The organism is Pseudomonas sp. HS-18 (genome assembly GCF_020401845.1).
Taxonomy (GTDB): Bacteria; Pseudomonadota; Gammaproteobacteria; order Pseudomonadales; family Pseudomonadaceae; genus Pseudomonas; species Pseudomonas nitroreducens.
In genome coordinates this window covers 1,833,099-1,858,021 of the sequence record NZ_CP084413.1, presented here as the reverse complement: position 1 = coordinate 1,858,021, position 24,923 = coordinate 1,833,099, and the positions used below count along the sequence as shown (strand labels likewise).

Here is a 24,923-nt window from a genome sequence, read left to right as displayed (position 1 = left end):
CCTCCTACACATTGGGGATATCGAACAGGCCCGAGCGTTGCTGGCTAGCCTGGAAGTCATTGAACAATCGCTGCAGATGCGGGAACAGATCATCTGCGAGGCGGCGCGGATCCTTCACATCGCCTTGCACAACAATGGAAAGCTGCGGCGCGAACGTCATCTGCTGGCTTACAGGAGGCATAACGCTCTCCTGCGGCGGTACTTCCGGCTTCGCCGTAGGCGATGCTGGCGGCGCCTCCGGACTCTCTTCACCGGACAGCGCAGAGCCAAGACCGGCGCCGTCCAAGGCTGTCCCTTGGACCCCTCGCCCTTCGGCCTTTATCTGCACCGGAGAAGCCTGGCTAGCCCCGGGCAGAGCGGGCAGCTCCTTCTGTTCAGTCTCACCGAACAGCGCAGAGCCAAGTCCGCTAGCGCCCAGAGCACCCAGCGCACTGCCAATGAAAGCACCCGCAGCCGTCCCGAGAACAGGAACGACGGATCCGATAGCAGCTCCTGCAGCGGCGCCGGCCAGGGCTCCGGCTAAAGCGCCACCGGCACTCCCGACGTCGTCCGGCTTCTTCTCCCGTGGAGCCTCCTGCGTAGTTGCAGATGCCTCAGACTGCCCCTCTGGCTTGTCCTCACCAAACATCGCCAGGCCAAGGCTACCTCCGGCGCTTCCGCCTCCAAAGGCGCCAAGCGTGCCCCCAATGAAAGCCCCCGCAGCGGTGCCAATAATTGGCACGACAGACCCGATGGCCGCTCCAGCCGCCGCTCCAGCCAGGGTTCCGGCCAAGGTGCCGGCCGCAGAACCATACCCTTCCGCCTTCTCATCCCGCGTTTCGGCGTACTGGTAGGTGTCATAGGCCTGCAGCCCCGACGCCAGCAACGCCATCGGCAGGGTACCCTTGACGGCACCACCAACACCGGCGAAGCGGCCGCCCCGAGGCAGACCACGGCGACCACCAGAACGGCTTCCACCTTCACCGCCGCCGAGATCCATACCGCCTGCGCCGCTCCAGTTGGTCACGAAGACCTTCTGCACACCGCCAGAGGCGCCGCCCAGCACATCCTCCAGCAGACCGTCACCACCGCCGCGACGCCCCCTGCCACGACCAGGCAGACCGCTGCGCGCCACGTCCAATAGGCCTTGACCGATCTTGAACGCAGCCACCGCGGACTTGACGGCGACGACGCCGCCTGCGACCGCAAACAGACCGGCAGACACCCCTGGGAAGGCATCACTTACCCTCGCCACACCTTGCCCCAGGGTCTTTAGCCCCCCGGCAATGCGGTCGGTAAAGGGCGCAATGGCATCCCCCATGCTACGCAGGGCATCGTCCCAGGCCTGACCGACCTCGGACCAGCGCTGCCGCGAGGCTTCCTGCCGTTCCTTCAGATTCTTGTCGAGGATGCCGTTGGCCGTGCTCGAATCCGTTTTCAGCTTCTGGTAGAGATCGCGGTTCTGCATGTAGGCAGTCAGCGCCGCCTTGACCTGCATATCACTGAAGAGATCGCCAGTCTTCAGCGACTCCTCCAAGGCCCCGGTCATGGCCTTGACCTTCGCGGGGTCCGATTCCTTTCCGATTGCTTTCAGCCCCGCCGCCATCTCCTTGGCCTTGGCAGGGTCAGTCGCCTCGATGTACTTCCGCGCCAGTTCGAAGCTGGCTTCCATGGTCGACAGGCCATTTCCAATGGCCTTGTCCATCGAGCCCTGGTAGTCGATACCAGCCTTGGCATAGGCCTTGACGGTATCCCCCGACCCGATCTTGCCGAACCAGTTTTTGAGGTTGTTCGCAGCCTCATCCGACGACCCCGCCGTCTTCATCTGCACCTGCAGGATGGCGCCCAGCTGGGTAACGGCGTCGAGGCCGTAGATGCCCTGCTTGGCCATCTCCGCCAACAGCGAGGGGAACCACTTCGCCATGTCACTGGCTTCGAATGAACCGGCCTGCCCCTGGTAAGCGATGGCTTCCAGGGCACGCTGCATCTCCGCCGGATCGTTAATCCCGGCGTTCTGCTGCAGGGCATTGATCATCCGCCCGGTGTCGTCGGCACCGGCGCCCTGCCCCACCACGAACTTGCTAGCCACCGGCGCGTAGTTCACCGCTGCGCCGAGATCCATACCGGCACCGACCAGTTGGTTGACTACCTCCGCCACATCGTTGCGTGCCAGCCCCGAATCGCGCGAAGTGGTGATGATGCGCTTCGACATATCGCGCTCATCAGCTGCCCCGGCTACGCCAGCCTTGATGGCGATATCGCGGATGATCGCGTTGTAGTTCGCCGAGACAGCGGTAGGCACCGCCATTGCAGCCCCAACTTTCACAGCATCGCCTGCGGCTGACTTGCCCAGGCTGATGCCATCGTTCACGCGGCTCATGCCACGCGAGCGCAGCTCAAGGCTGCGCGAGGTCGCCCCCATACGGCGATAGGCCGCATCAAGGTTACGGACCTCGACGCCCTGCTTACGCAGGGCATCCAGGTTTCCGTTGAGCTTGCGAAGCACCCCGTCAGCAGCGGCATCACCGACGCGGTGTAACTGCTGGTATTCCTTCTGCAGACGCTGCGTCTCGCCGATCAAGCCTTGCAGCGCACGAGCCTGTTGGCCTTTCTTCTGCAGAGCATCGATCCGCGACGAGACGGTGCCGAAGGCCTTGCCGACTGAAGCGCTAACCGCTCCGCCGAGCACCAGCCCCACAGCCAGGTTCTTGCTCATGAGGTATTCCTAGTTCAGGTCGCCGTCGGCGGCGGAAAGAAACGACGCCGCATAAGCGGCGTCGATACAGCGTCAGTCCTTCCCGAGCCACCAAAGCAGATCGTCGACTGTCATGCGGTCGATCTCAGACGGCTGGAAGCCTGTCTGGATCGCCAGATGTCGCGCCAATTCACGCAGCCGCCCCGGCGAAGCCCCCGTCATCCTCGACCAGGCGAAAGTACGCGGTCTGCAGGCGCTGGTAATCCACCAGCTTGAGCTCCTCCAGATCCTTCTGGCCGACCTCCAGCAGTGACGCAAACAGTTGCAGCTCGCGGTCAGCCTCATCACCACCGGCGGTCTTGTGAGCGGTGCGCACATCGCGCACGGTGGGCGCGCGCATCCGCAAGCGGTCGAGCACCACGCCATTGCAGGTGGCCGGGCGACTAAGCTGGATCAGCGCACAGTCGGCATCGATGGTCAGCCAGGACGGCAGTTTCTGGTTATTCATCATCTATCTCCTCACAGGCCCAGGTCGGTACGCATCGAAGCGAGCTGGTCCACACCATTGATCACGCGAACACCGTTAACCGGGTCGATCTCATAGACCACTCGGCCGCCGACTTCGAGCTTGTAGTAGCTGACGCCAACGGAGTACTTGAACGAGGCCTTCTCACCTGGCTGCCAATCGCCCGGATCGACTTCCTTGAGCATGCCGCGCAGGGTGGCGATCACTGCCGTGGTGGCCCCCTTCTGCCCCTTGAACGAACCTCGGAAGGATCCATTGAAGGCCGTTTGATCAGCCAGGCCGAAATAGACCATGGCCTCGCGGCGGACACCGTTGGTGCTGAAGGAGGCCTCCAACTTCTCCAGGCCCATGTCCATATCGATTGCGGCATCCATGCCGCCAGCGCGGTAGTCGTCGGTCTTGATGGACAGCTTGGGCAGGGTCAGGCTGGGCACGTCGCCGGCAAAGCTGATGCCATCGACGAACAGGTTGGTGTTGAACAGGATCTGCGGAACCATGGGGACTGCTCCTTATGCGTCCAGAACTTCGGTCAACCACTGATCGGTCACCTCGACCTGGAAGATCGGGTTTTCAGCGGGGATGACGTCGGTGAAGCGAATGTTCCAGTACACCTTGCCTTGGGCCAGCTGACTGGTGGTGTTGAGGGTCGGGTCGGCGTAGACCTCGAAGTCGATCACCGCGCCCTGGTTCTTCAGGTCACGCATGAAGGCCTGCAGGCCCTCGGTAACATCCTTGACGTAGGTCTTGGTAATGCCACGGTCCACCGCCCATTTGTGGCCAACCAAGATGGCGTCCATCACCATGTCCAGCGTCCGGACGCGGGTCACGAAGGTCCACTTCGCATCGCTCGACAAGGTGCGGTTACCCCAGAGTCGGTAGCCACCGTCGCGGATGATGGTGGTGACGAACGCGTTGTTCAGCAGATTGGCGCGGCAGGTCGCGTCGCCATCCAGGAACTCCACCGGGCGCGAGGTGCCGGTGATACCGACAAACTCTTTGTTCGACGGCGAACTCCAGAAGCCGTACTGGCTGTCGGTCCAGGCGAACAGACCGGCAACCCAGGCCGACGCGGGAGCATCCACTGTGGCGCTCGTTTCGGTATCCCACTGCTGCACACCCGGATCGACTAGGTAGACACGCTTGCTGCCGAAGTTGTCGGCATACTCGATGGCCGCCTCATCGGTGGTGTTCGGCCCATCGACAATGGCAATAGCCCGGAGCTTGGCCGCGAGAGCATCCATCGCCGTCGCCACCGCCTCTGTCGCCGAATGCTTGGGAGCCACCAGCAGTCGCGGCTGGGCGTTGAATTTAGGCTTACCGTCGAGCAGCGCCTGCAGGCCGGTACGCTTACCATCCAAGGCCACGCCGCCGATGATGGCGGAGATCTGCTCCGCCGGGGTTGCAGCTTTGGCCACGCCGACGGCGACGATGACCGCGCTGGTACGTGTGTAGATTGCCTTGCACGCCTGGTAGATGGCCGAACTGACGCCGAACGCCGCGGCGGCCTCCCGCTCGTTGGTGATCAGCGTGGCAACGTCAGGCTGCGCCGTCAGGGCTTCGCCTGGGGTGAAAGTATCCACCAGACCGATGATGGAGGATGAGGGCAGCGAGATCGTCCGCGCTCCGGTGTCGACACTGGTGACAGTGACGCCGTGGAAGAAACTCATGGGCATTTTCTCCTGGAATGAAAAAGCCCGCACGAGGCGGGCCGGGAACAACACATCAAAGGGTTTTAGGGTGATCGGTAGTGGGAACGGCCGCCGAGGCGAACACCGGCCCACATGAGCCTGGCACGCCATCGGGCAACACCCTCAGCGCGCAAGGCGCGGTAGAACACGGCATCACAGTCGCGACGTGGGAGCCGTCCCTCGGTATAGAGCTGGTCGTGGATGGTGGCAGCAAGGTTGCCGTAGCCCGCCACGAGGGCGAACAGGATGAAGAGCACGACGTTGTGCAGCACCTGCAGGCTGGCGTAGTTGGTCACGAAGCCGGCTTTAGCCGTGAAGACGCCAAGGTCATCGTCGAGCACCAAGTCTGCGAGCAATTGGTGCTTCCACTTTCCCAACTGCTCAGTCTTAAGCGTGGTGAGGAACCGGCTCATACAGGCCAGCCTTGATCGAGCTGATCGGCGCTGTAGGTACCCGCCGCCAAGGCATCGAGCAGCGCGGCCTCTCGATCGAAACATGCCTGTACGTGGGCGCGCATGGCGCTGGCAAGGGCGATGATCTGCTGCGCGGCCAGGTCAACGAAACCGGCGGCAGTTTTCCACTGGCACGTGTAGTTCGGATCGATCACGGCGGCGAGGGCGGCACCAGTCACCAGGGCCTGGCTGTCGCGGTCGGTGGGTAGGTCCAGGCCGTTGACGGTGATGCCGGCAGTTTCGGCCTGGTAGCGCCGCGCGGCGATCAGCACTCGCGGGTCTACGACCTGCGCAGGGGCTTGAACCAGAACAGGGCGACCCGATGCGTCCGCCTTAATCTGCTGGCCTGCGCACTGTCCTTCCATGAGGTCGCGATATTCCTCGGCGGTGAGCTCTACGGCATCGCCAGGGATTCCGGCGTTACCGTGAATTTCTAGGCTGTAGAAACCGCCTGTAGAGGCTGCAAAGTACATAATCACTCCTTTATTTTCCGCGCGAGCGCCAGTGAATCGTCGGCACCTCGCCGAGATTCTTGGTCGTGACGGCAACCGTCATGCCTGTTAGCGCATTGCCCGTCCCCCCCAGGTTCAGAGAAACCGCCTTGCCAGCCATGCCGGTCTGATTCGCAAACGTTGCGCAGGCCATCGTTGCCTCTGCTTCGAACGGGGCGGTCTTATAAGCAAGCGGATACGTAATGTTGTAATAGTTGGTGTAGAACGTCGTTCCGCCGATAGTTTCCTGGTTGAAGGAGCCCACCCCCGTAAGGGTCACAGTCCCCCAGTTCTCAATCTCACCGCTCGGCAACAGGCGCCATCCTGGGTTGGCTAGCAACGCACCAAAGCTCCCGAGGTCGAACTGGTTCGCCACACTGCCGCCCTCGGGGAACCACCCGCCGACACCGACGAGCGAAGACAGGATCAAACTTCCGCCCGGCGGGACAATTACCGATGGCGTCGTAAGACCGTTAGCCCGGGCGATAACTTGACCTGCAAACGCCCGCACTACGGCGTTAACAGAGCCGGTGTTGTAGAAGTAGAGGGAGCCCGGCTTAGCAAGCGTTGCGATGTCGGGCAGCACGGCGGTCGGAGTTCCTGCACCGCCGTTGAATACGAAAGTTCCGCCAAGATCGGCCAGCGTCATGTTGCGCGTGCCGGTGATGTTCGTACCCATCGTAGAGCGATTGCCAAGCGCCCGCTGGAGGGCCTCCATCGTCGCCAAACGCTGCGAGCTGTCGAACAGCGGTGGGGTCGGCGCCGAAGGGCTACCGCTGAACGTCGGGGACGCCAAACGAGCCAATCCGTTGGTAATGTCCTGGAACACCAGAGCAGTGGTACCCACGACGATTGGCGCGTCGGTGATCAGCTGCCAGACGGTGTCGGCCTGAGCGGTGCCACTCTCGACCGAAACCGTGAGCGACGGCGTTACCTCGGCGTTCTCATCGGCATCCGCGCTGCGCGCCCAGGCTCCGGCCGCTGCGACATAGATGCCGTTCTGACTGCCGGTGCCTTGGTTCTTCACCAGGACGCGGTCACCGGCCACCAGCACCACGCCGTCAACGGCGGGCAGGCCATTCAGCGCGAGGTTCGCGGTAGTGGCCGCACGCACGGATGCCTTGGCGTCCTGACGATTGATCGCGGTGGTGATGGCGTTGTCGCAATATTCACGCGTGGCCAGCACGACGCTGGGGTCGATCTTCAACTCGACGTTGCCGGTGTTGTTGACGATCAGCACCATGCGCACGGTCTGGGTGCGGCCGCTGCCTTCGGCGAGCTGCGGCTTGTAGGACGGTGCACAGTTGGCGATGGCGATCAGCGCGCCAGTGTTGTCCAGCAGGCCCATTTCCCGAATCCACCAGCCGCCCACCGATTCCGGGATGACCTGCTCGGCGATGATCTGGGCCGCGTTGCTCGGGTCTATTTTCAGTTGATTCAGCGGCGCGCGGCGCACCTCGTTGACCAGGGTGGTACGGTTGGCGTCGGGCACCGGCACGTTGCCGCCACCATCGCCCACGGCCATCTGGGTGATCTGCAGGGTGGTACCGAGGGCGGCGGCATTGGCCAGCTTCGCCGCGCCAACGGCGGTAAGGATCGCGTAGTAGGTCACTGCCATGGGTAGACGCTCACAGTGTCAATAGTGTGTTCGCGGCCCGGCATGCTCACGCTGCCGATGACCTCGATTGTGTCGGGGAGATAGGGGTAAACGGTGATGATGTCGCCGTCGTACTGCGCCGCACTCACTGGGATGCGGCCTTGCACTTCGAGGCTGATATCGAGGCCGATCAGGTGCCGGCTGAGAGGCTTCGCGTCATCGATCAGGCGCTCGACCTCCGCGTACATGACATCGGTGATGCCGCTGTCGAGGACGCCAATGCGCAAACGGAATGTTCCCGGTACACCAAGCGGCGCGGTCTCCCACCACTCGATTACTTCCAGCAGGTAGCCCAATGGCTCGACCACCCGGCGCAAGGCGGCGATGGTTCCCTTCCTCTGGTGGATCCGGAACGATGCCGCAATCGCCTTGCGTTTCACGTCCTCGGACCAACTCATGTCCCATCGGTCCACCGACCACGCCCAGGCCAGATACGGCAGCAGCCCCACCGGGCAACGCTCGGGATCCATCAATTCACGCAGCGGCACCGGAGGATCCCGAAACATCACATCGGCCAGCGCCCGCTCCATCTGCGTTGAATTCAGTGGAAGCAGACGGCTACTCATCGGAGCCTCCAACAACGATGCTGTACCCCGTGCAGTAGGCGGCCTGCGTCTCGGTCAGCACGACATCTACCGCCGGATGGGCCAACTCGACCCGCTGCACCCCCTCGACGTGAAGTGCCGCGAAGACCGCAGAGAGTCGGATGTCCCGCCCGAGGCGCCGCTGTTCAGCGATGTATTTCCGCAGGGCGTCCTCTGCCGCTGCACGCACCAGCTCCGCTTCCGGCCCGGGATACAGGTAGAGAGTTGCGTCCACCGCGTAGGGAACGATCTGCGCAGATTGAACGGTGACCCGATCACCAACGGGCCGCACGTTTTCGTCGTTCAGCTGCTCTACCACTGCCTGCAGTACTTCCGAAGAAGCAGTGCCATCCCCCTCAACGGACAGGACGCTGATCACAACGTTACAGGGCGCCGGGCTGATAGCGCTCACATCGGCGACACGGCCATCCGCCCCCAGCGCGTGCGCGATATAGGAATTGCGAGGGCCTGCCACCGATAGCTTCTCGAAGGCCAACTGCACCCGATTACGCAGCGAGGTGTCCTCTTCCTTGATTTGTTCGAGTGGCGGCACCGCCGATGGGTCGGCCTGTTGCACCACCAGGCGCTGCTCGTCGTAGGCTGCGGCTATCTGCTCCAGGTCGCTGCCCGTGGCAAATGCCAACATGACCGCCCGTGCCGCGTCGTTGATTCGAGCCCGCAGCAACAGCTCACGGTAGGCCGCAACCTCCAGCAGCTTGGTGACTGGATCCGACTCCAACGCAGCCGTCCAGCCTTCCCCCATCGCTTCCTGAAAGTCCACCAGCAGTTGCTGATAGAGGTCTTCGAAATCCAGCTCCTCGATCACCGCCGGCGCGGGCAGTAGCGACAGGTCAATGATGCTCATGCAGATACCTCAAGGGTGAAGTCGTCGCCCCGGTAGATTCCCTGTAGGCGGAAGGTGATGCGGCCTCCAACAACGGCCGTGACCCTCACAGAGCGCAATACGATGCGCGGCTCCCAGCGTCCTAGCGAACGAGCGACTTCGGCCTGCACGGAACTTTTCCAGCCTTCGTTGACGGGAAGGTCAACCATGCGCCGCAAGCGGCTGCCGTATTCCGGCCGCATCCGTCTGCTGCCCAGCGGAGTAGTCAGGATGTCCTCGATGGACTGTTTCAGATGGGCCAGCCCGGACAGGGGTTGGCCAGTCCGGCGGTCCACTCCGATCATGGGGCTACTCCAGCGGCTCGAAGTCCGGATGCTTGTTCAGGTACTCCAGCAGCGCGGGAGAGGTCACCTTCACCTGGCCTTGTTCGACCTGGGCGATGCCCCCACCAGGCAGGACCAGCGTGCGCGAACGGAATACTTTGTCGCGGAAGACAGACGGCCCGCTGTCGGCCTGCTCGACCGGCGGGGAGGATTTCGGCTTGCTCATGGCGCCTCCAGAAATGAACAGGCCCGCACGCGGCGGGCCTGTTGGTCAAATGTTGAATCAGTGCGTGTGATGGTTGCTGTTGCCGGCAGTGTCCATGATTGAGCCGGTGCTGGTGACGTTACCGTGCACCGCCACATTGCCCTCGATGGTCACCGCACCCTGCAGGGTGATCTGGCCAGCCAAGACCGTGATGCTCGCATCACTAACCCGGACCTGCGCTCCACCCACCTTCACCGTGACGGCGCCGGTGGGTAACGTGATTTCGTAGCTGTGCGCTGCCCAGTCGTAGATCAGGCTGGCCCCATCATCGAACCTCCAGACCTCGACGTGATCGCGATTGTCCGGCGGCGCTCCCGCAGTGCCGAAGAGCCCGGGAACGAACGTTCCCATCTCGGCAACACCGGAGGGGCTGATCAGTACCCCATGCTCACCGAGGCTCGGCGCACGCCAGTGGCGGGCCTTACCAGCAGCCTGGGCATGCCAGCGCACCCAGGCGCTGGTCCACTCACCGTCGGTGACACGTACCCGCGCTGCCGCGAGATCCACCGCCACCACGACGCAGGGCATGATCAACGCTGCGAGCATGCGGTCATGCTCGGCAAGTGGATAGCTCATTCCAGTTCCTCCGGCGCCACATACTGGCCTTCGTTGCCCGGACCAGTTTCTGGGTCTACCCCAAACACCAGAGTCCCAGGCGGCTCATCAGGCCACGGCCACTCGGCAGTGCCGAGATAGATATCCTGCGTCCACTCGACCAACCAGACCACATAGCCATCCAGCTCAGGCTTGGTCCAATCACGAACGCACTGCGTGAACTCCGCCGGCTCCACCGGCAGCCCCCAGGTCTGGGCACGCAGGTGTACAGCTAACTGCGTAGCCAACTGCATTCCCTGCGCGTGGCAGTCGGCACGCTCCGGCTGGACGATGACACGCGCTTCCATGCGCAGTTGCAGGCAGGTTTCGCCGGTCCCCGGATCAGTCCCAGGTTCAAACTCCGCGACCTCCAGAAACAATGCCGGAAGCGCGATCCGATCCCGGATATCAGGGAAAAACGCCACCGTTTCTACGCTGGGCAATTGCCCCCGCAAGCTGGCCTCGACGGCGCGATAGAACTGGTCGAGGCTGAATTCTGGCTCATCCATGTACTACCCCCGTGCGGCCTTGATCAGCTCGAAATTCAACTCCTGCAACAGCACCTCTACCAGGCGCTGGTCAGCGCGACGCACCCACTCATCGAAGAGCGGACGAACCTCCTCCAGCAAGACCTTGGCCTTGGCCAGCGGGAAACGACCGTACATCTCGGCATCCATGCTGCCGTGCCGCTGGCCCTTGGCGGAGGTCAGTTCCGACGCGGGATAGTCCTCTTCCTTGAAGTGCTTACTGCCGGTACGGATCCAGATGTCAGCCTGCCCCCCGTAGACGCGTCGGTAGAACGCCCCTTCGTACCGCCTTCCCGCCACACTCACGCCCGAACTGGTCTGTCGGGGCCGGCCGATCCGGCTGGCCTCGATGGGGTTAATGCCGAACCAGAGCTTGCCCTGGGTGGCACCACCTTTAGCCGGGTAGCTGCGCAGGCGCTGCCGCACGGCGCTGACTGCAATGCGCTCCTGCTTGCTGACAGCCCGCGCAATGTGGGTGCGCAACCAACCCAGCACCTTGTTGATGGCTCGGCGCTGAGCCCTGGCAGCGGCATTCGGAACCAGGTCTGCGAAACGCTCGAAACGTTTCACGTCGTCCTGACTGGCCTGGATGGTGATCATCCCGCCGCTGGCCGAGGACTTGTAGAAGCTGCCGATGCTCATGCCCGCGGCCTCAACAGCAGCGCAACCAGGCCAGTTCCATCCGGCTCCTTGCGGACCATGTCGTAGTCACCGCCGTCGGGCGCTGGCAGTTGCACAGTGATCACCTGCCCTTCCTGTACCAGGTCCGCGTCCGCCGGACGCACCACGAAGCGCGGCTCGCGCAACTGGGTGTTGAGCCGGCCGATCTGCGGATCGCGCCAGGGCGCGGAGAACATCCCGCGCACCGGCTCTTCCCGATCCGGGAACAAGCCCGAGTCACCGAGCACGCCGAAGATGGCATCGTCCATCCCCGCCACCAGCGCCCGGAAGTCCATCACATCACCAGCTTGATGATGGCGCGCGGGCGGCTGCAGATGTGCAGCGGGTTCGACTGCGCCTCACCGGCGATCCCCTTGTCGAAGGGCATGCGCTCCTGCTTGGCGTAGTACGGCAGACCCAGGGTGTTGACGGTTTCCATGTAGTTCGCCGGGGCGAACACACTCAGGAACAGCTCGGGCACCCCTTCCGGCACCAGGCGGGCCTCGCCGCTCGGGATGAAGGGCAGCGAGCCGACCTTGCCCCGGTAGCGCTCCCAGGTGATTCCGCCGAAGTCGAAAGACTCCCGCGCGTCACCACGCAGCTGCGCGGCCTGCTGGCTATTCAGGAAGGTGTCCTTGACCGACTTGTGAACAATCAGCTTGTTCCAGAAGTCCTTGCCGCAGAAGGCGCGGGCGCCGATGCTCGGCACGTTGCCCAAGGCATCCTCCTGCATGTCCAAGGCCTCACCGGCCTTCAGACGAACCTCGGTGTCAGCGAGGTCGAGCTCCATGTCCAGCTCCTGCTCGTCGATGTCGAAGCGCTGGTAGAGATCGAGCAGAACGGTGACGCCGTCGGCGTCCAGGATGGTGCCGAGAATGGCCCCCATGCGCTGGAACTCGTGAGTCGCATCCAGTTGACGGCGCGCCTTGGCCAGGCGCTTTTCAACAACCCCCTGCACGGCCTCGAGCTCGGTCAGCTCACCGAAGGCGCGGATACCCTGGATTTCATCAGCCATGATGCTGAAGGTCTGCGGCAGATGCACCGCGTTGAACGGGATCAGCAGACGCTTGCTACCCGTCACCACCAGACCGGGCGCGCCGCGATCCTTTGCCGGTACCAGCGCCAGGGTGTCGCCGTCCTTCTCGATCTGCTGGGTGACGGTGGTACTGCCCTCTTCCTCGAACAGGCCGAGGGCGGCGAGGCGACCAGGCACCATCGGGGATTCGTTGATGGCGGCGGTCAGCCCGGCGACGCCGAAGGCGTCGTCTTCGAAGATGTTGATTTCAGCCATGTGGCATTCTCCAGAAATGCGAAGCCCCGCATCAGCGGGGCTTTCAGGGTTCAGTCAGCGGCGCCGATCAGTACGGCGTGCCGGCACGGATGATGATGTTGCGAGCCTTGAAGTCAGCACGGGCCGCATCGTTCAGCCCCGCCAGGGCCACGTCGATAACCTCGGCCAAGCGCGCCACTACAGTGGCGGCCTGCGGCGCGGCGGAGGCCGGCTTGGGCGCGTAGAGGATCGCGACCGCAACCTCGGTACCGTCGTTGGCAGCATCGTTGTACGGTGCGTACAGACCACTGGCAGTGACGATGCCCAGCACCTGGCCGGCCGGCAGCGCCACAGCGGTGGCCGCCAGAGTCACCTGATCACGCGAGATGGAGCCGGCGCCCTCCGAAAGGAGGAACTCGCCGGCATGGATGCCTTCTTTCTTGATGGTCATTGCGCTTCTCCTTTCGAAGCCTTGGATTTACCAGTGCTGGCCGCGCGGCGGGCCGCGTAGGTCTTGGCCGGGCTCGCTGCTCTGGGCTTTGCCGGCGGAGGCGCCTCGGGCTCCAACGGCGGGGTGTTGTTGATTTCGCCGAAGCCATTGCCCACCAGCTTGTCGAACAGGCGGGCGCGAACAGCTTCGACACCGAGCCCCGCCTTCACATAGTCCACGGCGAGTTCGGGCAGACGAGCGCTGACACACAGGTCGCGCACAGCCTTGGCGCGGATGATCGCGGCATCGACGCTCGCGTCATCTTTCAGGTCCGCCGACATGGATATGGCCTCCACCAGGTTGCTGATTCCTGCATCTGCACAGCCGCGAACAATGCGGTTTACCAGCGCGCCGGCAGAGGGTTGATTGGTCGGTGCGGGCGGAGCATCCGCCGGTTCCGGCGGCGTGCTCGGCGGCGACTGCTCTTCGAGCTGAGCCAGCAGCGCCAGGGGCGCGCGGTGATAGCGCCGCAGCGCTCCGCCATCGCCCAGCTGAGCCTTGACCGTCACGCCTTCGAGAATTTCGTCGCAGAGGCCGAGTGCCTTGGCCTCGCTGGCCGTCAGCCAGGTTTCGTCCTTGATCAGTTGCCGCAGCTCGGCGTCGTCGATGTCCGGTGCCTTGCGCTTGTACGAGGCGACGATGGCCTCCAGCGTCTGGTCCAGCACGTCGGCCACCTTGCGGAAGTCGTCGGCATCGCCGCCGGCCCAGGTCCAGGGGTTGTGGATCATCAGCATGGCGTTGGAAGCCATGACGAGGCGGTGGGCACCACAGGCCGCCACACTGCCGGCGCTGGCGGCCAAGGCATCCACGCGCGCCGTACAACGCTCACCCAGGCGGTTGAGGGCGTTGTGGATGGCCAGCCCTTCGAACAGATCGCCACCGATGGTGTTGAAGGCCACCAACACCTCGGAGGTGCCGTCATCGACGGCCTTCAGGTCCTGGATGAACTGGTTGGCGGTGATCCCCCAGCCACCGATTTCGCCGTAGACGTAGACTTCGATGGTCGGCGTGGCGGAATCCTCCGCAGCAGCCTTGATGTTGTACCAGTGCTTGTCTTTCACCTCGGGCGCCGTCGGCACCTTGTTGAAGATCTGCAGGCCGAGCGAGAGCGCCCAGGCGCGCAGCTTGGTGATTCCAATCATGGGTTATTGCCCTCTTCCTTATCGGTCGATGCACCTGCATCGCCGATGCTGTAGTGCAGCCCCATCTCCTTTGCTCGGGTCTGGTCGGCTGCGTTCTGTTCGTCGATGGTCTCGGCGTCGTAGCCCTTGCGCAGCACCACTTCGCTGCGCGAGGTAAGCCCCGCGTTGATCTCCATGACCTTGCCCTGGACGTCCTGCACCGGATGGATGTATTCCCAGCCCTGCGGAACCCAACGGGTGCGCAGGTATTCCCGGCGGCGCCGGGCGTAGTCCGGCAGCTCGATAGCCCCCGACAGGAAGGCCATATCCAGCCAAGCCGCCCGTACGGGGCGACAAAGCTGGTGGATGTATACGCTGAACTGCAGCTGCTCCAAGCGACGGCGGAACTCGTTGAGCACGACGCGGATCACCCGGTCATTGACGTCGCGTAGATCACCGGCAAACAGCTCGTATGGAACGCCAGCCCCCATCGCAGCGGCCTGTAACTGCTGCCGCATGAAATCGGGGTAGGTGTTGCCGGCGTCAGGAGGGTCGGTGAACTCCACCGATTCACCTGGCAGCAGTTCCTGCATGGTGCCGGGCTCCAACCCGACCATGGGCGTGAAGCCATCCCCGTCCATTCGCACAGGGGCGCCGGTAACCGGATCCATTACCGGTGGTCCGGACTGTTGCTGTTCCTGCCGTGTGATGAACCCCGCGAACAGGTTGGAGACTTCCTGGCGGAACAGCACCGCGTCGTCATAGTTGTCCAGCGACTTGAGCCGCAGAAGGACACGCGACAGCCGTGGAACACCGCGCAACTGCCCGGCCTCCAGCGGTTCGAAGATGTGCAGCACCTCGCTCGCAGGTACGCGCACCAACTGGTTATAGCCGCTGCCGGTCAGCGTGCTGTCGCCGGGGTGGCGGCGATACATCCAGTACGCCACCCGTTTCCCCAAGCCGTTGAACTCGATGCCCGCGCGGATCAAGTTGCCGTTGCGCGCCAACTCGTTCTTCTCCACAGGAACGAACTCAGGCGCGAGCAGCTGCAGTTGCAGCGGCACCGCCAGACCATCCTCCAGGCGCCGGGGCCGGAGCCGGATGAAGCACTCGCCCGACTCCTCGACCATACGAGCCGCCAGGGCTTGCTGGCCGTAGAGGTCGGTACGCTCATCGGCGTCCGACTCGCTCGCCCAGTCTTCCCACAGGAGCAGCAGCGCACGACGCAGCGTTCTGTCCTGGGTGTCCGGCATCGGAACTATGCCGGTACCGATCAAGTTGCTGACCCGGGTATCGATGGCGCCGCCCGCGTACGGGTCGTTGCGCACCGCAGCGCGGGAGCGCTTGCGCAGCATTGGCAAAGCCGGCAAAGCCAGGGTATTGATCGATCCCGGCGGCGCGTCCCAGTTGGCTGCCCGCCGCCCCGTACCGGCGCCCTCGTAGCTGTTCTTGATCCGATCCGGCAGAAGGAACCCTGCGCGGCTCAGATGTGGAAAGCGACTGGCCATCAGACCCCCTTGCCGGCGTGGTAGAGACGCACCACGCGCGAGCGGCGGCTAGTCTGCGCGGCTTCCTGGGCGGCCTGCGCCGCGTATTGGTCTTCCAGTATCCGCAGGCTGGCCAACTGGGCACGGTCCACCTGGCGGCCCTCGAAGCGGATCGACTGCCCCGTTTCGAGGACAGCCTTGATCGCCGCCCGGACATCGTCCAGACGCTGCTGTGCAGTGCTCATGTTGACCTCACTTATCGACGGTTCAGGTACCCGCTGCGCGAGGTACGGCGCCCACTGGGCTGGGGTTGAGGTGTTGCTGGCCGCGCAGGTGCGGGCGACGGCTGGGTTCTGGCCGATGCGGCAGGCCGAGCCTGCTGCATCACCTGGTCAACCGTTTCCGGTGTATCTGCTACAGGGCGGGCCGGTTCGGAGAACAGGCTGCCCTGCGCCACGGCAGCGCGTAGGGCACTCCATTGCGGTTCGTGGTAGCGGTGCAGACCGAGGAACTGCGCGGCGGCGAGGTTGTAAACCATCAGGTCGAGCGCCTCGTTGCGCTCCGACTTGGCCTTCACCCACTCGACCCGGCGAAAACCCTTCACGTAGCGAACGACCCGATGCTCCGCCACGCACTGGTCGAAGAAGTCATCCGGCAAATCCTGCGAGAAGTGCAAGGCGCCGGGGCCGTCCTCCAGCTGGTAGCGGTTGTAGATCCAGTCCTTGGCCGTGTCGGTGCCGATCATCCACAGCTCGGCGCCGTCCTTCTCGGTGCTGCCCTTCCAGGTGACATCCACCTTGGAGGGACGCTGTGCCAGGACTGGCCGGCCGCGCCGGCTGGAGCCCTTCACCGCCAGCACATTGCGCCAGCGGCGCAGGCGGGTGAACTGGTAGACCTCGTCGGTATGGTGGCCGCCGGAGTCGATACAGGTCGCGCAGATCGACATATCGACGCCGCTCACGTGGCGATACCGCGTCTTGAGCCGCTCATCGAGCAGCGCCCAGGTGCGCTCTTCAGCGGGGTCACCAGCGATGATCTGAAAATCGACAGTCCAGCGCTCCATGCCGGGGCCCCAGCCCATCACCAGCAACTCCAGGCGATTGTGCTGGGTGTCCACCGCAGCCGTCAGGATCAACGCACCAGCCGGAACCAATCCAAGCGGCAACCCCTCGGCGAGCGCACGCTTCTGCAGCTCCTTCGCCTTGGTCATCTCCTCGGAGCTGTCCCACAGCTTGGCCAAGCGGGTGTTGTAGAACACCTGCATGGAACCGACATCGCCCTTTTCCTGCAGCTTCCTGGCCTCGTCGTACTCCTTGGCCATGTCTGTCCAGCTCAGCCAACCTGCCGGAGCGTAGAGCGCACTGAGCGTGAAGCTGGCGGTTTCGCCATCGCCCTCCGCATGCGTCCGCCACTCGCCATTGGCCAGCATCCATCCCTTGTGGTGCTCTTCGATCAGCGCACCGCAGTCAGGGTTGCAGCACAGGTACTGCACCAACTTGTAGTCGGGGCCGTACTTCAAGCCCTCCCACTCCAGCACCTGCATCGTCCTGCAGTGCGGGCATGGCACGTAGTAGTGACGCTGATCCCCCTGCTCAAACAGGTCCGAGATCCGCGACACTCCCTTCAGCGTGGGCGAGCTGGAGTAGTAGAACTTCGCACGCCTGCCGAAGGTGGACCCGCGCGCTTCGGCCTGCTTGATCGGATCGCCGTCATCGTCGACGTCCATCTCCCAGCGGTCGACCTCATCGCCATAGATCCAGCGAGCGGTCAGCTCCGCCAGGTTCGAAGCCGAACCAGCCGTGGCGCAGTACAGGGCGCCACCCTCGAACTCTTTCGTGTCCAGGGTATTGCGAGCATCGCGTGAGCGGGACTTCGCGACCCGTTCGGCGAGCACCGGGACGGCCTTGATCGTCTTGTCGATCCGGCCCGAGACCCGCTTGCTCAACTTCTCGGTGGGTAACAGCACGAGGATGTTGGCCGGCGCCATGTGGATGCAGCCACCGATCCAGTTCAACGCCACCTGAGTCTTCATCAGCTGCGAAGCGATCATGGTGACCACGCGCTTGGCCGGATGCATCGGCGACAGGCAGCGTTGAGGCTCACGGGCGTATGGCGTCCGGTCGGTGTGGTACTTCCCCGGCTCAGCCGCCCCGGTGTCCTTCGGAATCACCTGGTACTTGTCGGCCCACTCGTCGATCCACAGCTCAGGGTCCGGCTTCAGTCCCCTGCGGTATGCCGCCAGGTACACAGCGGCACCATCGGCATACGGTTGCTCCATGGTCAGATTGGCTCCTTATCGCCCTCATCGATCTCCGCGTCGAGCTGCAGCAGGCGGTCAGCATCTTCCAGAGCCCGGCGCAGCGCCTGGGTCAGACGGCGCTCGATTTCCCACGCGTCGGTCAGCGTGACGAGCTCGCCCGACAGCTTCGGCGGGATGCCGAACAGCAGGTCACGCAGCGCTCGCGCAGCGGTGAACGCGCCAGAATCGACCCCGGCGCGTTCGCACGTCTCACCGCGAACCTTCCGGTGCTCGTCTTCAGCCAGCAGGGCCAGCGCGAACTCGCGGCGCGCGCGCGCCTTCTGGTAATCCGGCGTTGCACCAGGTGCCAACGACGACGAAGGCAATGCCGGGCTGGGCTCGGCTGCGTGCGACAGATGGGCGTACACGCCCTTCTCCAGCCGGTCCTGGTGGTGTCGCTCGGCGACTCCGGCCTTGCTGGGGTCAGCGGTGGCCGACAGCAGCTGGTCGCTGGCCTCCGCATCGACCTTGCCGTCAGGGGTGACGACGATCCGGCCCAGCTTCACCAGCTTGGATACGTAGGGGCGCGACCAGCCGCGGCTGTCCGCGTACTCAGCCTTGGTCATCAACGCCATGGGAAACACCTGTTAACCGCAGTGAACCACTGGGGTTAACCCGGTTAACCCCTGTTAACTAACTTCCGGGACCAGCCGCTAGCGCGAAATCGCGAGTCCGCGTACCCGTACCCCAGCCATCCCCCTAGGGGCCCCCGGTATCTGAGGGGAGGGGGCGGGGTACCTGGTCCGCATCACTGCCCGGCGGTTTCGCCGGAGTCGGGTTCGACCCGCCCCGCTCCGCCCGGTGGCACCTCGCAGACGCCCAGCCGCTTCGCCGCCCAGCGCTCGTACAACCCGACCGCCACTTCCGCACCGGCAGCGGCAGTCAGGCTGCCCAACGCACCGGCCACCAGGATCGGTGCTCCGGCCGCCTGGGCCAGCAGCATCACTGCCACACCGCAGATCACCGAAGCACCCGAGCGCAGGGCCAAGCGCCGCAGCAGGACCCAGCCAGTCAATCCAGCCTTGTCCGCGCGCCACATCTCACCGCTGACGCCACCCGCAGCTGCGAGCAGGATCAGGAACCACACCGGCATCTCAGCCAGGGCCTGCTGTTCGTTCGGCATCTCGCCACCTCGAAGAAGACGCCCCACTGCGGGGCAGAGCCGGCGGCGATCAGCCTGCCGGGAATAGGCGCCGGTAATCACCGGCATGGCACCGCTGACCTGGGCGGGGAACCCACGGCACCAGAAACGCAAAACCCGGCACAGGGCCGGGTTTCGGGGGCTGTTGAAAGTTGCTTATCGCTCACGCACTTCAAACAGCATGCGGACTTTTTACACATGAATTCTCATGGCAGCAAGTGAAACTTAACGCCACACGGCAATATGTGGTTAACGTGCAGGAAATATATCGGCGAAAAACGGGAATATCTCAACTCGGCATTCAATGCTCTTTGTCTTGGCCCACCTGTCCCACCTTTTTCCATATATATGCGCGTGAAAATAAAAAATAAAAAGAAGAGGCGTGCGCGCGAGCGCGAACACATGTACGCATACATAGGTGGAAATCATTGATTTAAGTGGGACAGTGGGACGAGAAAGGAGCAGAGGAGACCAGGCGCCCGGTGCGGCGCCTGGCATGCGGAGGCGCGGCCCGTCAGGCCGCTCTCCGGGAGATCAACAGTTCGGCGATGGCCGCATGCGCCAAGTTCAGGCGCCGGTAATACTGGGGCCTGCTACAGCGGCAGGACTCCCACTTCATCGAATCCGGACTGTCATAGTCGGTGTAGTGCACTCTCACCAAGTGTTCCAAGTCAGGTGGAAGATGCTTGTTCACGATCAACTCAATATCAGCAGTGCGATCCCAGGGACAACTTCCCCTGCGGGAAGAGCGTATTAACTCCCCTTTGGTCGCCATCAGGGCTGCGATCATACTCTGGCCGCCGCCAACTTCAACTGTCGAATTATTCGGCGGATGTAACTCCGCTGCCCAAAGCTTCAGAATCTCATCGACGGCCTTGATCAAAATGCGCTCTCCCTTTCCCCGACGACAGCCTGCGGCGAACGGCGCCATGAATTCGGTCTCTCGTAACCCCAGGGCCGGATGTTCGACTTACCTGACGAATTGAGGCGCTTACGCCGCCAGCCCAGTCGATGCATGATGTGGCCCACGCGCATCTGTTCGGGCTTCCCCCAGTGCCCGTAATCCAGATTCAGCGCCTGCCCCAGGATCTGGTCACTAGTCACCGTCTCGCCCACGTAGTCCTCCAAGAACGGCAGGATCTTGTATTCCCAGGCGTCGACGGTGTAACGCGCGTCCTGCTCCACTTCGAACAGCTCCCGCTCCTCGCGCGTCACCCACCAGATATCCCCGGCGTGATAGCAGAACACCGCTTCCGCCCAGAGCTGGTCGCGGATCTCGCGCAGCGCCTCCAGCTCGACCTTGGTACACATCACCGGCCAGTAACGGCGGTTGCCGGTGGTGTCCTTCAGGTACTCTTCCTGGTTGGTGGTACCGGCGAACACGCACTGACGTGGCACGTCGGCCGAGCGCCGCCCATAGCTCTCGCGGAAAGTGTCCGTCGAGGCCGAGAAGAACTGTTTCGCCTTGGTACTGTCCGCCTTGTTGAAAGCATCCAGCTCGCCCAGCTCGACGATCCACTTGCCGCGGATCATCTGGTAGGCCTCTTTGTCACCCAGGGTGAAGGGCGTGTCCATGAACCACTCACCGCCCAGGACCGAGAGCGCCGTGGACTTGCCCTCCCCCTGCAAGCCCTCGAAGATGATGACGTTGTCGACCTTCGCCCCGGGTTTCATCACCCGCGCGACCGCCCCAAGCATCCAGCGCTTGGCAACCTTCATGCTGTAGGGCGTCAGCGGCACGCCCATGATCAGGTGCAACCACGAATCCAGGCGCGGGGTGTGATCCCAGGCCAGGCCGTCCAGGTACCGGCGAACGGGGTGGAAGCTGTTCTTGCTCGCCGTGACGCTCACCCCTTCAAGCACCGTGCCCGTCTTCGCCAGCAGGTTGTACTGCTGCGCGAGCCATTCGGTGGTCAGCATGTCATCGAGGTCGGTCCACTCGCCGGGCTCGCCGCCATAGGGAGGCGTCCGCAGCTTCACGGTCTTGCTGCTGAATTGGTCGAACCCCAGCACCCCGTCCCAGCGCTCATCGTTGCCGAGAATCAGACTCACGTTGATCATGTGCCCGGACAGGCCGCCGTTCTGCGTGCGGCGCAGCAACAACCGCCAGCCTTCATCGGCCGCCGGCTTCACCACCGCCATCACCTGGCGGCGAACCGCGTCCAGCCCCTCGGACACATGGAGGTCGTTCCAGTCGGTCCACTTATCCTCTCGGCCCCCATCGAACACCGGCACCACGAACTGCCCGCCGAGGATCACCGAGGCATTCTCAGCCTTCTCCACACCGGGGTTCCACGGCGTCACCTTGTCGGGCTTGGTCGTCTTCCAGTCATCGTCGGCGCAGAAGATCAGCGGCCGCCCCGGATACTCGTCGCGCATAGCCTTGCCGACGGGCAGCAGGTTGCCGGCGTCGAAGGCCACGCATACGGTCAGCGAAGTCGCCATGTGCAGGCTGACGCCCGTCGCATACCCTTCAGCAATCAGGATCGGCTCACCCGGCTCGGGATGCGGGCCGACCATGCAGTAGGCTCCATCCTTCTGCATGCCGAAGGGCCAGTACTGTTTGTCCCGGCCGGTGTCGGCCTGGCGTTCGGGGTGAATGACCTGCAGGCCGACGACGCCAGCCTTCGCGGTCTTCATCGGCACCAACACCTCGCCCTTGCGGCCATACCGGACGTTGATACCGACGATCTGCTTGCGGTCTAGGTACGGGCTGCGACCCTTGTCGGGCAGGCGCTCCCACATGGCGGAGGCACGGCGCGCGGCTTTTCGCGCGGCCTTCTCGGCGTTTTCAGCCGCGCGACGCTTGGCGTCTTCCTGCCGGGCACGCATCAGCTCGCGCTCTTCGCTGGTCAGCCGAGTTCCCTTGATCTTGAGCTTCTGCGACTCGCCCGAACGCCAGTCGCCGAACGCGCCGAAGTACAGGGTAACGCCCTTCTCCGTGGTGTACGGGTGCAGCACGTACCAGCCCGTCTGCTCCCCCACTCCATCGACAGCAGTCTTGCAGCGGGTCAGCTTGCCGTACACCCAGGTGGGATTGCGCTTGCTGAAGGGCTCCAGCCCATAGTCGTGCAGTTGTGCGAGAACTTCGTCCAGTCCCTGGTCAACCATTGGCACGCCCCCGCTGCTCGGACAGCGACTGACACCAGGTGCACAGCGTGCAGCCGGGAGCCGCCAATTGGCGGGCGGGAGGAATCTCCTCGCCACAATCCAGGCACTCGGCCAGCGAATGCCTAGCCTTGGCAGGCTGACGCGCGGCCAGCAAAGCCTCCAGGTTATCGAGCATCAGGTCATTGGCACGATCCGCAATGTCAGCCATGCGCCACCTCCGCTTCCTGTTCCAGCAGGCGCTCCAGGGCCAGCAGCGCCCCCTGGACGCGGCGCAGCAGTAGCTTCTGCTCGGCCAGCTCGCGCTGATCGATGCGGCCATCATTGGCCAGGTGCTCGGCAATGGTCTGCGTCAGCCGCGACTGACGCTGCAGGGTCTCGCTGATCGCCTTCAGGATGGCGGCGGCGGAGTCGAACTCTTGCCCGCATTCGCGGCGGATCTCTTCAGCCACACCGCGTAGGTCAACCCAGGCCGCATCGCCAAAGGCCTCGATCAGCGAATCAATGATCCGCGGGTCGCGGGTCGCAGTAGCGATCTCCTCAATCTCCTCCGGACCGACCAGATGGTTAGGGTGGGTGGGGCTCAGCTTGTGCTGCAGGGTGGTCGGGTTTCGACCGTAGATGGCCGCAATGGCCTTGGCGCCGCCGGGATAATCCCGGGCGGCATGGTAGAGGGACAGGTTGAGTGGAAGAATCTCGCGCTGGGCGCGCTCGACACACGATGCCGGTGCTCGGCTCATGGCATTAACCCCAAAAGTCTGCCAGTGACCGAGCCAATAACCCTTGGTAGAGTTGCGGCGTGGTCACCAACAGGTGGTCATGAAGCGGGCGGCGGCTCTGTGGTGGAAAGGCCGCCCGCACCCCCAAGGCAGGGCACGCAATCCGTTGCAAACCCTGCCGATATAGCCAGCAACTCTGTGGTGGAGAGCTGGCAACCCAAGGCGTCCGCGCCTTGGTTCGGGGAAGCGAGGCAGGCCGAGGTGGTGTACGTGGTGTGCTCCCTTCGGTCTGCCTTGCAACCCCCTCCTTGCTCAGGTGGTGTCTGAGCAAGGACCAGGCCCGAAGGCCTGCACGCTTTCACCTACCCAATGGAGCTGGAGCCAACATGAGCAGTGAAAACGAACCGCGTAATCTGGATTGGCGGGATCAATTCGACCACCGCATCGAAAGTCTCAATAGCACTAGAGGCACGCCCGAGTCGGAAGTGGCCGCTGCGGTCAATACGTACGAGCGCCTCAAGACCGCCAAGTCCATCGTCGACGCTCTTCACCCTGCTGGTGGTACCGAGCTGTTGCAGAGCGTGTTCGAAGAGCTCTGCGCCGAATCCAAACTGCTGCGCGAAGGCAATACCCCCTTCTGACGGCAGAATCCCTCGCACCCATATTCCATGCGGGTGTCCAACTCAGAGCATTGCTTGACGACCGTCTCGCGAGCGTAGGGCTGTCGAAGAGCAACCTCGACATCGCAGTTGGGCTTGGTGCACATAGGCAGGTCCTTCAAGCGGCGGCTTGAGTGTGGGTATCAGGTCGAGGGAACAACTGCGGAAGGTCAGGCCGAAGCTCCCAGGCCTGCACTTGGCCATCAACAGCTGCGACGACATCAGGAACGCGCTCAACGGGAACCCGACCTGCACGCAGCCATTTCCAGACGTGAGGCTGTTTCACCCCGCAACGGCGAGCCAGTTCGGATTGATTGCTCTTGCAGAGAGACAGGACCTTCTCCAGCGCCTGCCGGCATTGGTCCGCATTAGATATGTTGGAAGTCATAGTGGTTGCTCTGTGGTGGAGAACATCGAGCACAGGCTACAACCTTCGTAATAGATCGGTCAACACCCAAAAGTTAAAACCAACCTATAACCTAGGTCTTAGAATGGACTCATGAAATACTTACCCCCAGACCTACTCCCCACCCTCGCCGACCGCCTTCGCTATGCGATGGAACAGCTCGGTATGAGCCAGCCAGCGGTGGCGAAAGCCGCAGGCTGCTCACAAACAACCATCTTTAAGATCCTTGAAGGACAAACGCGCGAGAGTCGCAAAACTGGAGCCATCGCCAGGGGAATGGGGATCTCCGTCGCATGGCTGGAGAACGGCGAGATGCCTGCATCTGTCACTGTGCTGCATAGACCGATCAGCTCGCCTGCCAACTCCACCACTGTGGCACTGGAACCAATCTCTCCCTGGGACAGCAACACCCCCCTTGATGACGATGAAGTCGAGGTGCCGCTGTATAAGCAGATGGAGATTGCTGCAGGCCACGGCCGCACAGCCGTTCAAGCCGAGCCGGGCAGAGTGCTCAGATTCTCGTACGCCACCCTACGGGCTTGCGGGGTCTCACCATCAAATGCGATGTGCGCAACAGTCACGGGTAAAAGCCAAGAGCCCTTGATTCTTCACGGCACCACAATCGGCATTGACCGTGGGATGACTCGAATCCTTGCCGGGCATCTCTATGCTGTTGAACAAGATGGGGAGCTGCGAGTGAAGTTTCTTGAGCGCCTGGGAGACGGCGGAATCAGACTGATCAGCTACAACGACGAAGAGTATCCAAGCGAGGACTACACGTTCGACCAGTACCTTGAGAGACAAATGCGGGTCCTTGGCAGGGTCTTTTGGTGGTCGACAGTACGCCCGCTCAATGCCCCGCCAATCCCCAGGTGCTCTAACACAATTGCTACACCCTAGGTTATTGATAAAACCTAAAACCTAAGTTAGAGTTGCCT

The 24,923-nt window shown here is 63.2% G+C and carries 30 protein-coding genes; 2 read left to right on the top strand and 28 right to left on the bottom strand.

Annotation, left to right across the window (positions count from 1 at the left end; translation table 11 throughout):
• Window positions 1-4: 4 nt before the first annotated feature.
• The 27 genes from LDJ84_RS08660 to LDJ84_RS08530 all read right to left on the bottom strand — a co-directional run bounded on the left by LDJ84_RS08660 (window position 5) and on the right by LDJ84_RS08530 (window position 22,941).
• On the bottom strand, window positions 5-2,695 hold the full coding sequence (locus LDJ84_RS08660; protein ID WP_226046219.1) for a phage tail tape measure protein: 2,691 nt from the start codon (window positions 2,693-2,695) through the stop codon (window positions 5-7).
• Window positions 2,696-2,864: 169 nt separating this feature from the next.
• Window positions 2,865-3,185: a phage tail assembly protein gene (locus LDJ84_RS08655; protein WP_371035858.1), complete on the bottom strand. Its 321-nt coding sequence runs from the start codon at window positions 3,183-3,185 to the stop codon at window positions 2,865-2,867.
• Between the two features lie 8 nt (window positions 3,186-3,193).
• The gene (locus LDJ84_RS08650) at window positions 3,194-3,697 is read right to left on the bottom strand and encodes a phage major tail tube protein (RefSeq protein WP_226046217.1); all 504 of its coding nucleotides are present in this window, start codon (window positions 3,695-3,697) and stop codon (window positions 3,194-3,196) included.
• 12 nt (window positions 3,698-3,709) lie between these two features.
• Window positions 3,710-4,867 carry a phage tail sheath family protein gene (locus LDJ84_RS08645; RefSeq protein WP_226046216.1) on the bottom strand — a complete coding sequence of 386 codons (1,158 nt, stop codon included), beginning with the start codon at window positions 4,865-4,867 and terminating at the stop codon, window positions 3,710-3,712.
• 65 nt (window positions 4,868-4,932) lie between these two features.
• The gene (locus tag LDJ84_RS08640; protein WP_226046215.1) at window positions 4,933-5,301 is read right to left on the bottom strand and encodes a DUF1353 domain-containing protein; all 369 of its coding nucleotides are present in this window, start codon (window positions 5,299-5,301) and stop codon (window positions 4,933-4,935) included.
• The gene (locus LDJ84_RS08635) at window positions 5,298-5,813 is read right to left on the bottom strand and encodes a DUF4376 domain-containing protein (protein ID WP_134633128.1); all 516 of its coding nucleotides are present in this window, start codon (window positions 5,811-5,813) and stop codon (window positions 5,298-5,300) included. Before LDJ84_RS08635 ends, LDJ84_RS08640 begins: the two co-directional genes overlap by 4 nt.
• Window positions 5,814-5,823: 10 nt before the next feature.
• Complete coding sequence (locus LDJ84_RS08630; RefSeq protein WP_226046214.1) at window positions 5,824-7,449, bottom strand: phage tail protein; 1,626 nt, start codon at window positions 7,447-7,449, stop codon at window positions 5,824-5,826.
• The gene (locus tag LDJ84_RS08625) at window positions 7,440-8,054 is read right to left on the bottom strand and encodes a phage tail protein I (RefSeq protein WP_134633126.1); all 615 of its coding nucleotides are present in this window, start codon (window positions 8,052-8,054) and stop codon (window positions 7,440-7,442) included. Before LDJ84_RS08625 ends, LDJ84_RS08630 begins: the two co-directional genes overlap by 10 nt.
• Entirely contained in the window at window positions 8,047-8,937 is an 891-nt protein-coding gene (locus tag LDJ84_RS08620; RefSeq protein ID WP_226046213.1) for a baseplate J/gp47 family protein, read from the bottom strand. The genes LDJ84_RS08625 and LDJ84_RS08620 overlap by 8 nt, the downstream gene beginning before the upstream one ends.
• Window positions 8,934-9,260: a GPW/gp25 family protein gene (locus tag LDJ84_RS08615; RefSeq protein WP_057380363.1), complete on the bottom strand. Its 327-nt coding sequence runs from the start codon at window positions 9,258-9,260 to the stop codon at window positions 8,934-8,936. The genes LDJ84_RS08620 and LDJ84_RS08615 overlap by 4 nt, the downstream gene beginning before the upstream one ends.
• 4 nt (window positions 9,261-9,264) lie before the next feature.
• Entirely contained in the window at window positions 9,265-9,465 is a 201-nt protein-coding gene (locus LDJ84_RS08610) for a hypothetical protein (RefSeq protein ID WP_134633124.1), read from the bottom strand.
• Window positions 9,466-9,522: 57 nt separating this feature from the next.
• Complete coding sequence (locus LDJ84_RS08605) at window positions 9,523-10,080, bottom strand: phage baseplate assembly protein V (protein WP_134633123.1); 558 nt, start codon at window positions 10,078-10,080, stop codon at window positions 9,523-9,525.
• Window positions 10,077-10,607: a hypothetical protein gene (locus LDJ84_RS08600; RefSeq protein WP_134633122.1), complete on the bottom strand. Its 531-nt coding sequence runs from the start codon at window positions 10,605-10,607 to the stop codon at window positions 10,077-10,079. The genes LDJ84_RS08605 and LDJ84_RS08600 overlap by 4 nt, the downstream gene beginning before the upstream one ends.
• 3 nt (window positions 10,608-10,610) lie before the next feature.
• Window positions 10,611-11,267, bottom strand: coding sequence for a hypothetical protein (locus LDJ84_RS08595; RefSeq protein ID WP_134633121.1), 657 nt, complete (start codon window positions 11,265-11,267; stop codon window positions 10,611-10,613).
• Entirely contained in the window at window positions 11,264-11,581 is a 318-nt protein-coding gene (locus tag LDJ84_RS08590) for a hypothetical protein (RefSeq protein WP_134633120.1), read from the bottom strand. Before LDJ84_RS08590 ends, LDJ84_RS08595 begins: the two co-directional genes overlap by 4 nt.
• Entirely contained in the window at window positions 11,581-12,576 is a 996-nt protein-coding gene (locus LDJ84_RS08585) for a major capsid protein (protein WP_226046212.1), read from the bottom strand. Before LDJ84_RS08585 ends, LDJ84_RS08590 begins: the two co-directional genes overlap by 1 nt.
• Window positions 12,577-12,643: 67 nt before the next feature.
• Entirely contained in the window at window positions 12,644-13,006 is a 363-nt protein-coding gene (locus LDJ84_RS08580; RefSeq protein ID WP_226046211.1) for a head decoration protein, read from the bottom strand.
• Complete coding sequence (locus LDJ84_RS08575; RefSeq protein WP_226046210.1) at window positions 13,003-14,187, bottom strand: head maturation protease, ClpP-related; 1,185 nt, start codon at window positions 14,185-14,187, stop codon at window positions 13,003-13,005. The genes LDJ84_RS08580 and LDJ84_RS08575 overlap by 4 nt, the downstream gene beginning before the upstream one ends.
• A complete protein-coding gene (locus LDJ84_RS08570; RefSeq protein ID WP_226046209.1) occupies window positions 14,184-15,674 on the bottom strand; it encodes a phage portal protein in 1,491 nt (496 codons plus the stop codon). Before LDJ84_RS08570 ends, LDJ84_RS08575 begins: the two co-directional genes overlap by 4 nt.
• Window positions 15,674-15,898, bottom strand: coding sequence for a hypothetical protein (locus LDJ84_RS08565; protein WP_226046208.1), 225 nt, complete (start codon window positions 15,896-15,898; stop codon window positions 15,674-15,676). The genes LDJ84_RS08570 and LDJ84_RS08565 overlap by 1 nt, the downstream gene beginning before the upstream one ends.
• Before the next feature lie 11 nt (window positions 15,899-15,909).
• Window positions 15,910-17,931, bottom strand: coding sequence for a phage terminase large subunit family protein (locus LDJ84_RS08560; RefSeq protein WP_226046207.1), 2,022 nt, complete (start codon window positions 17,929-17,931; stop codon window positions 15,910-15,912).
• Between the two features lie 2 nt (window positions 17,932-17,933).
• Window positions 17,934-18,527 carry a terminase small subunit gene (locus tag LDJ84_RS08555; RefSeq protein WP_226046206.1) on the bottom strand — a complete coding sequence of 198 codons (594 nt, stop codon included), beginning with the start codon at window positions 18,525-18,527 and terminating at the stop codon, window positions 17,934-17,936.
• 173 nt (window positions 18,528-18,700) lie between these two features.
• Window positions 18,701-19,075, bottom strand: a complete 375-nt coding sequence (locus tag LDJ84_RS08550) for a phage holin family protein (RefSeq protein WP_318784718.1) — start codon at window positions 19,073-19,075, stop codon at window positions 18,701-18,703.
• 532 nt (window positions 19,076-19,607) lie between these two features.
• Window positions 19,608-19,976, bottom strand: coding sequence for a hypothetical protein (locus tag LDJ84_RS08545; RefSeq protein ID WP_226046205.1), 369 nt, complete (start codon window positions 19,974-19,976; stop codon window positions 19,608-19,610).
• On the bottom strand, window positions 19,973-22,204 hold the full coding sequence (locus LDJ84_RS08540) for a VapE domain-containing protein (protein ID WP_226046204.1): 2,232 nt from the start codon (window positions 22,202-22,204) through the stop codon (window positions 19,973-19,975). The genes LDJ84_RS08545 and LDJ84_RS08540 overlap by 4 nt, the downstream gene beginning before the upstream one ends.
• On the bottom strand, window positions 22,197-22,412 hold the full coding sequence (locus LDJ84_RS08535; protein WP_226046203.1) for a TraR/DksA family transcriptional regulator: 216 nt from the start codon (window positions 22,410-22,412) through the stop codon (window positions 22,197-22,199). Before LDJ84_RS08535 ends, LDJ84_RS08540 begins: the two co-directional genes overlap by 8 nt.
• A complete protein-coding gene (locus LDJ84_RS08530; RefSeq protein WP_226046202.1) occupies window positions 22,405-22,941 on the bottom strand; it encodes a phage regulatory CII family protein in 537 nt (178 codons plus the stop codon). The genes LDJ84_RS08535 and LDJ84_RS08530 overlap by 8 nt, the downstream gene beginning before the upstream one ends.
• 365 nt (window positions 22,942-23,306) lie before the next feature.
• Between LDJ84_RS08530 and LDJ84_RS08525 the strand changes: the two genes are divergently transcribed.
• On the top strand, window positions 23,307-23,561 hold the full coding sequence (locus tag LDJ84_RS08525) for a hypothetical protein (RefSeq protein ID WP_226046201.1): 255 nt from the start codon (window positions 23,307-23,309) through the stop codon (window positions 23,559-23,561).
• A 136-nt stretch (window positions 23,562-23,697) separates the two neighbouring features.
• Here the strand turns inward: LDJ84_RS08525 and LDJ84_RS08520 are convergent, their stop codons facing one another.
• Window positions 23,698-23,967, bottom strand: a complete 270-nt coding sequence (locus tag LDJ84_RS08520; RefSeq protein ID WP_226046200.1) for a transcriptional regulator — start codon at window positions 23,965-23,967, stop codon at window positions 23,698-23,700.
• A 111-nt stretch (window positions 23,968-24,078) separates the two neighbouring features.
• Here LDJ84_RS08520 and LDJ84_RS08515 point away from each other — a divergent pair, with 111 nt between their 5' ends.
• The gene (locus LDJ84_RS08515) at window positions 24,079-24,885 is read left to right on the top strand and encodes an XRE family transcriptional regulator (protein ID WP_226046199.1); all 807 of its coding nucleotides are present in this window, start codon (window positions 24,079-24,081) and stop codon (window positions 24,883-24,885) included.
• Window positions 24,886-24,923 lie beyond the last annotated feature (38 nt).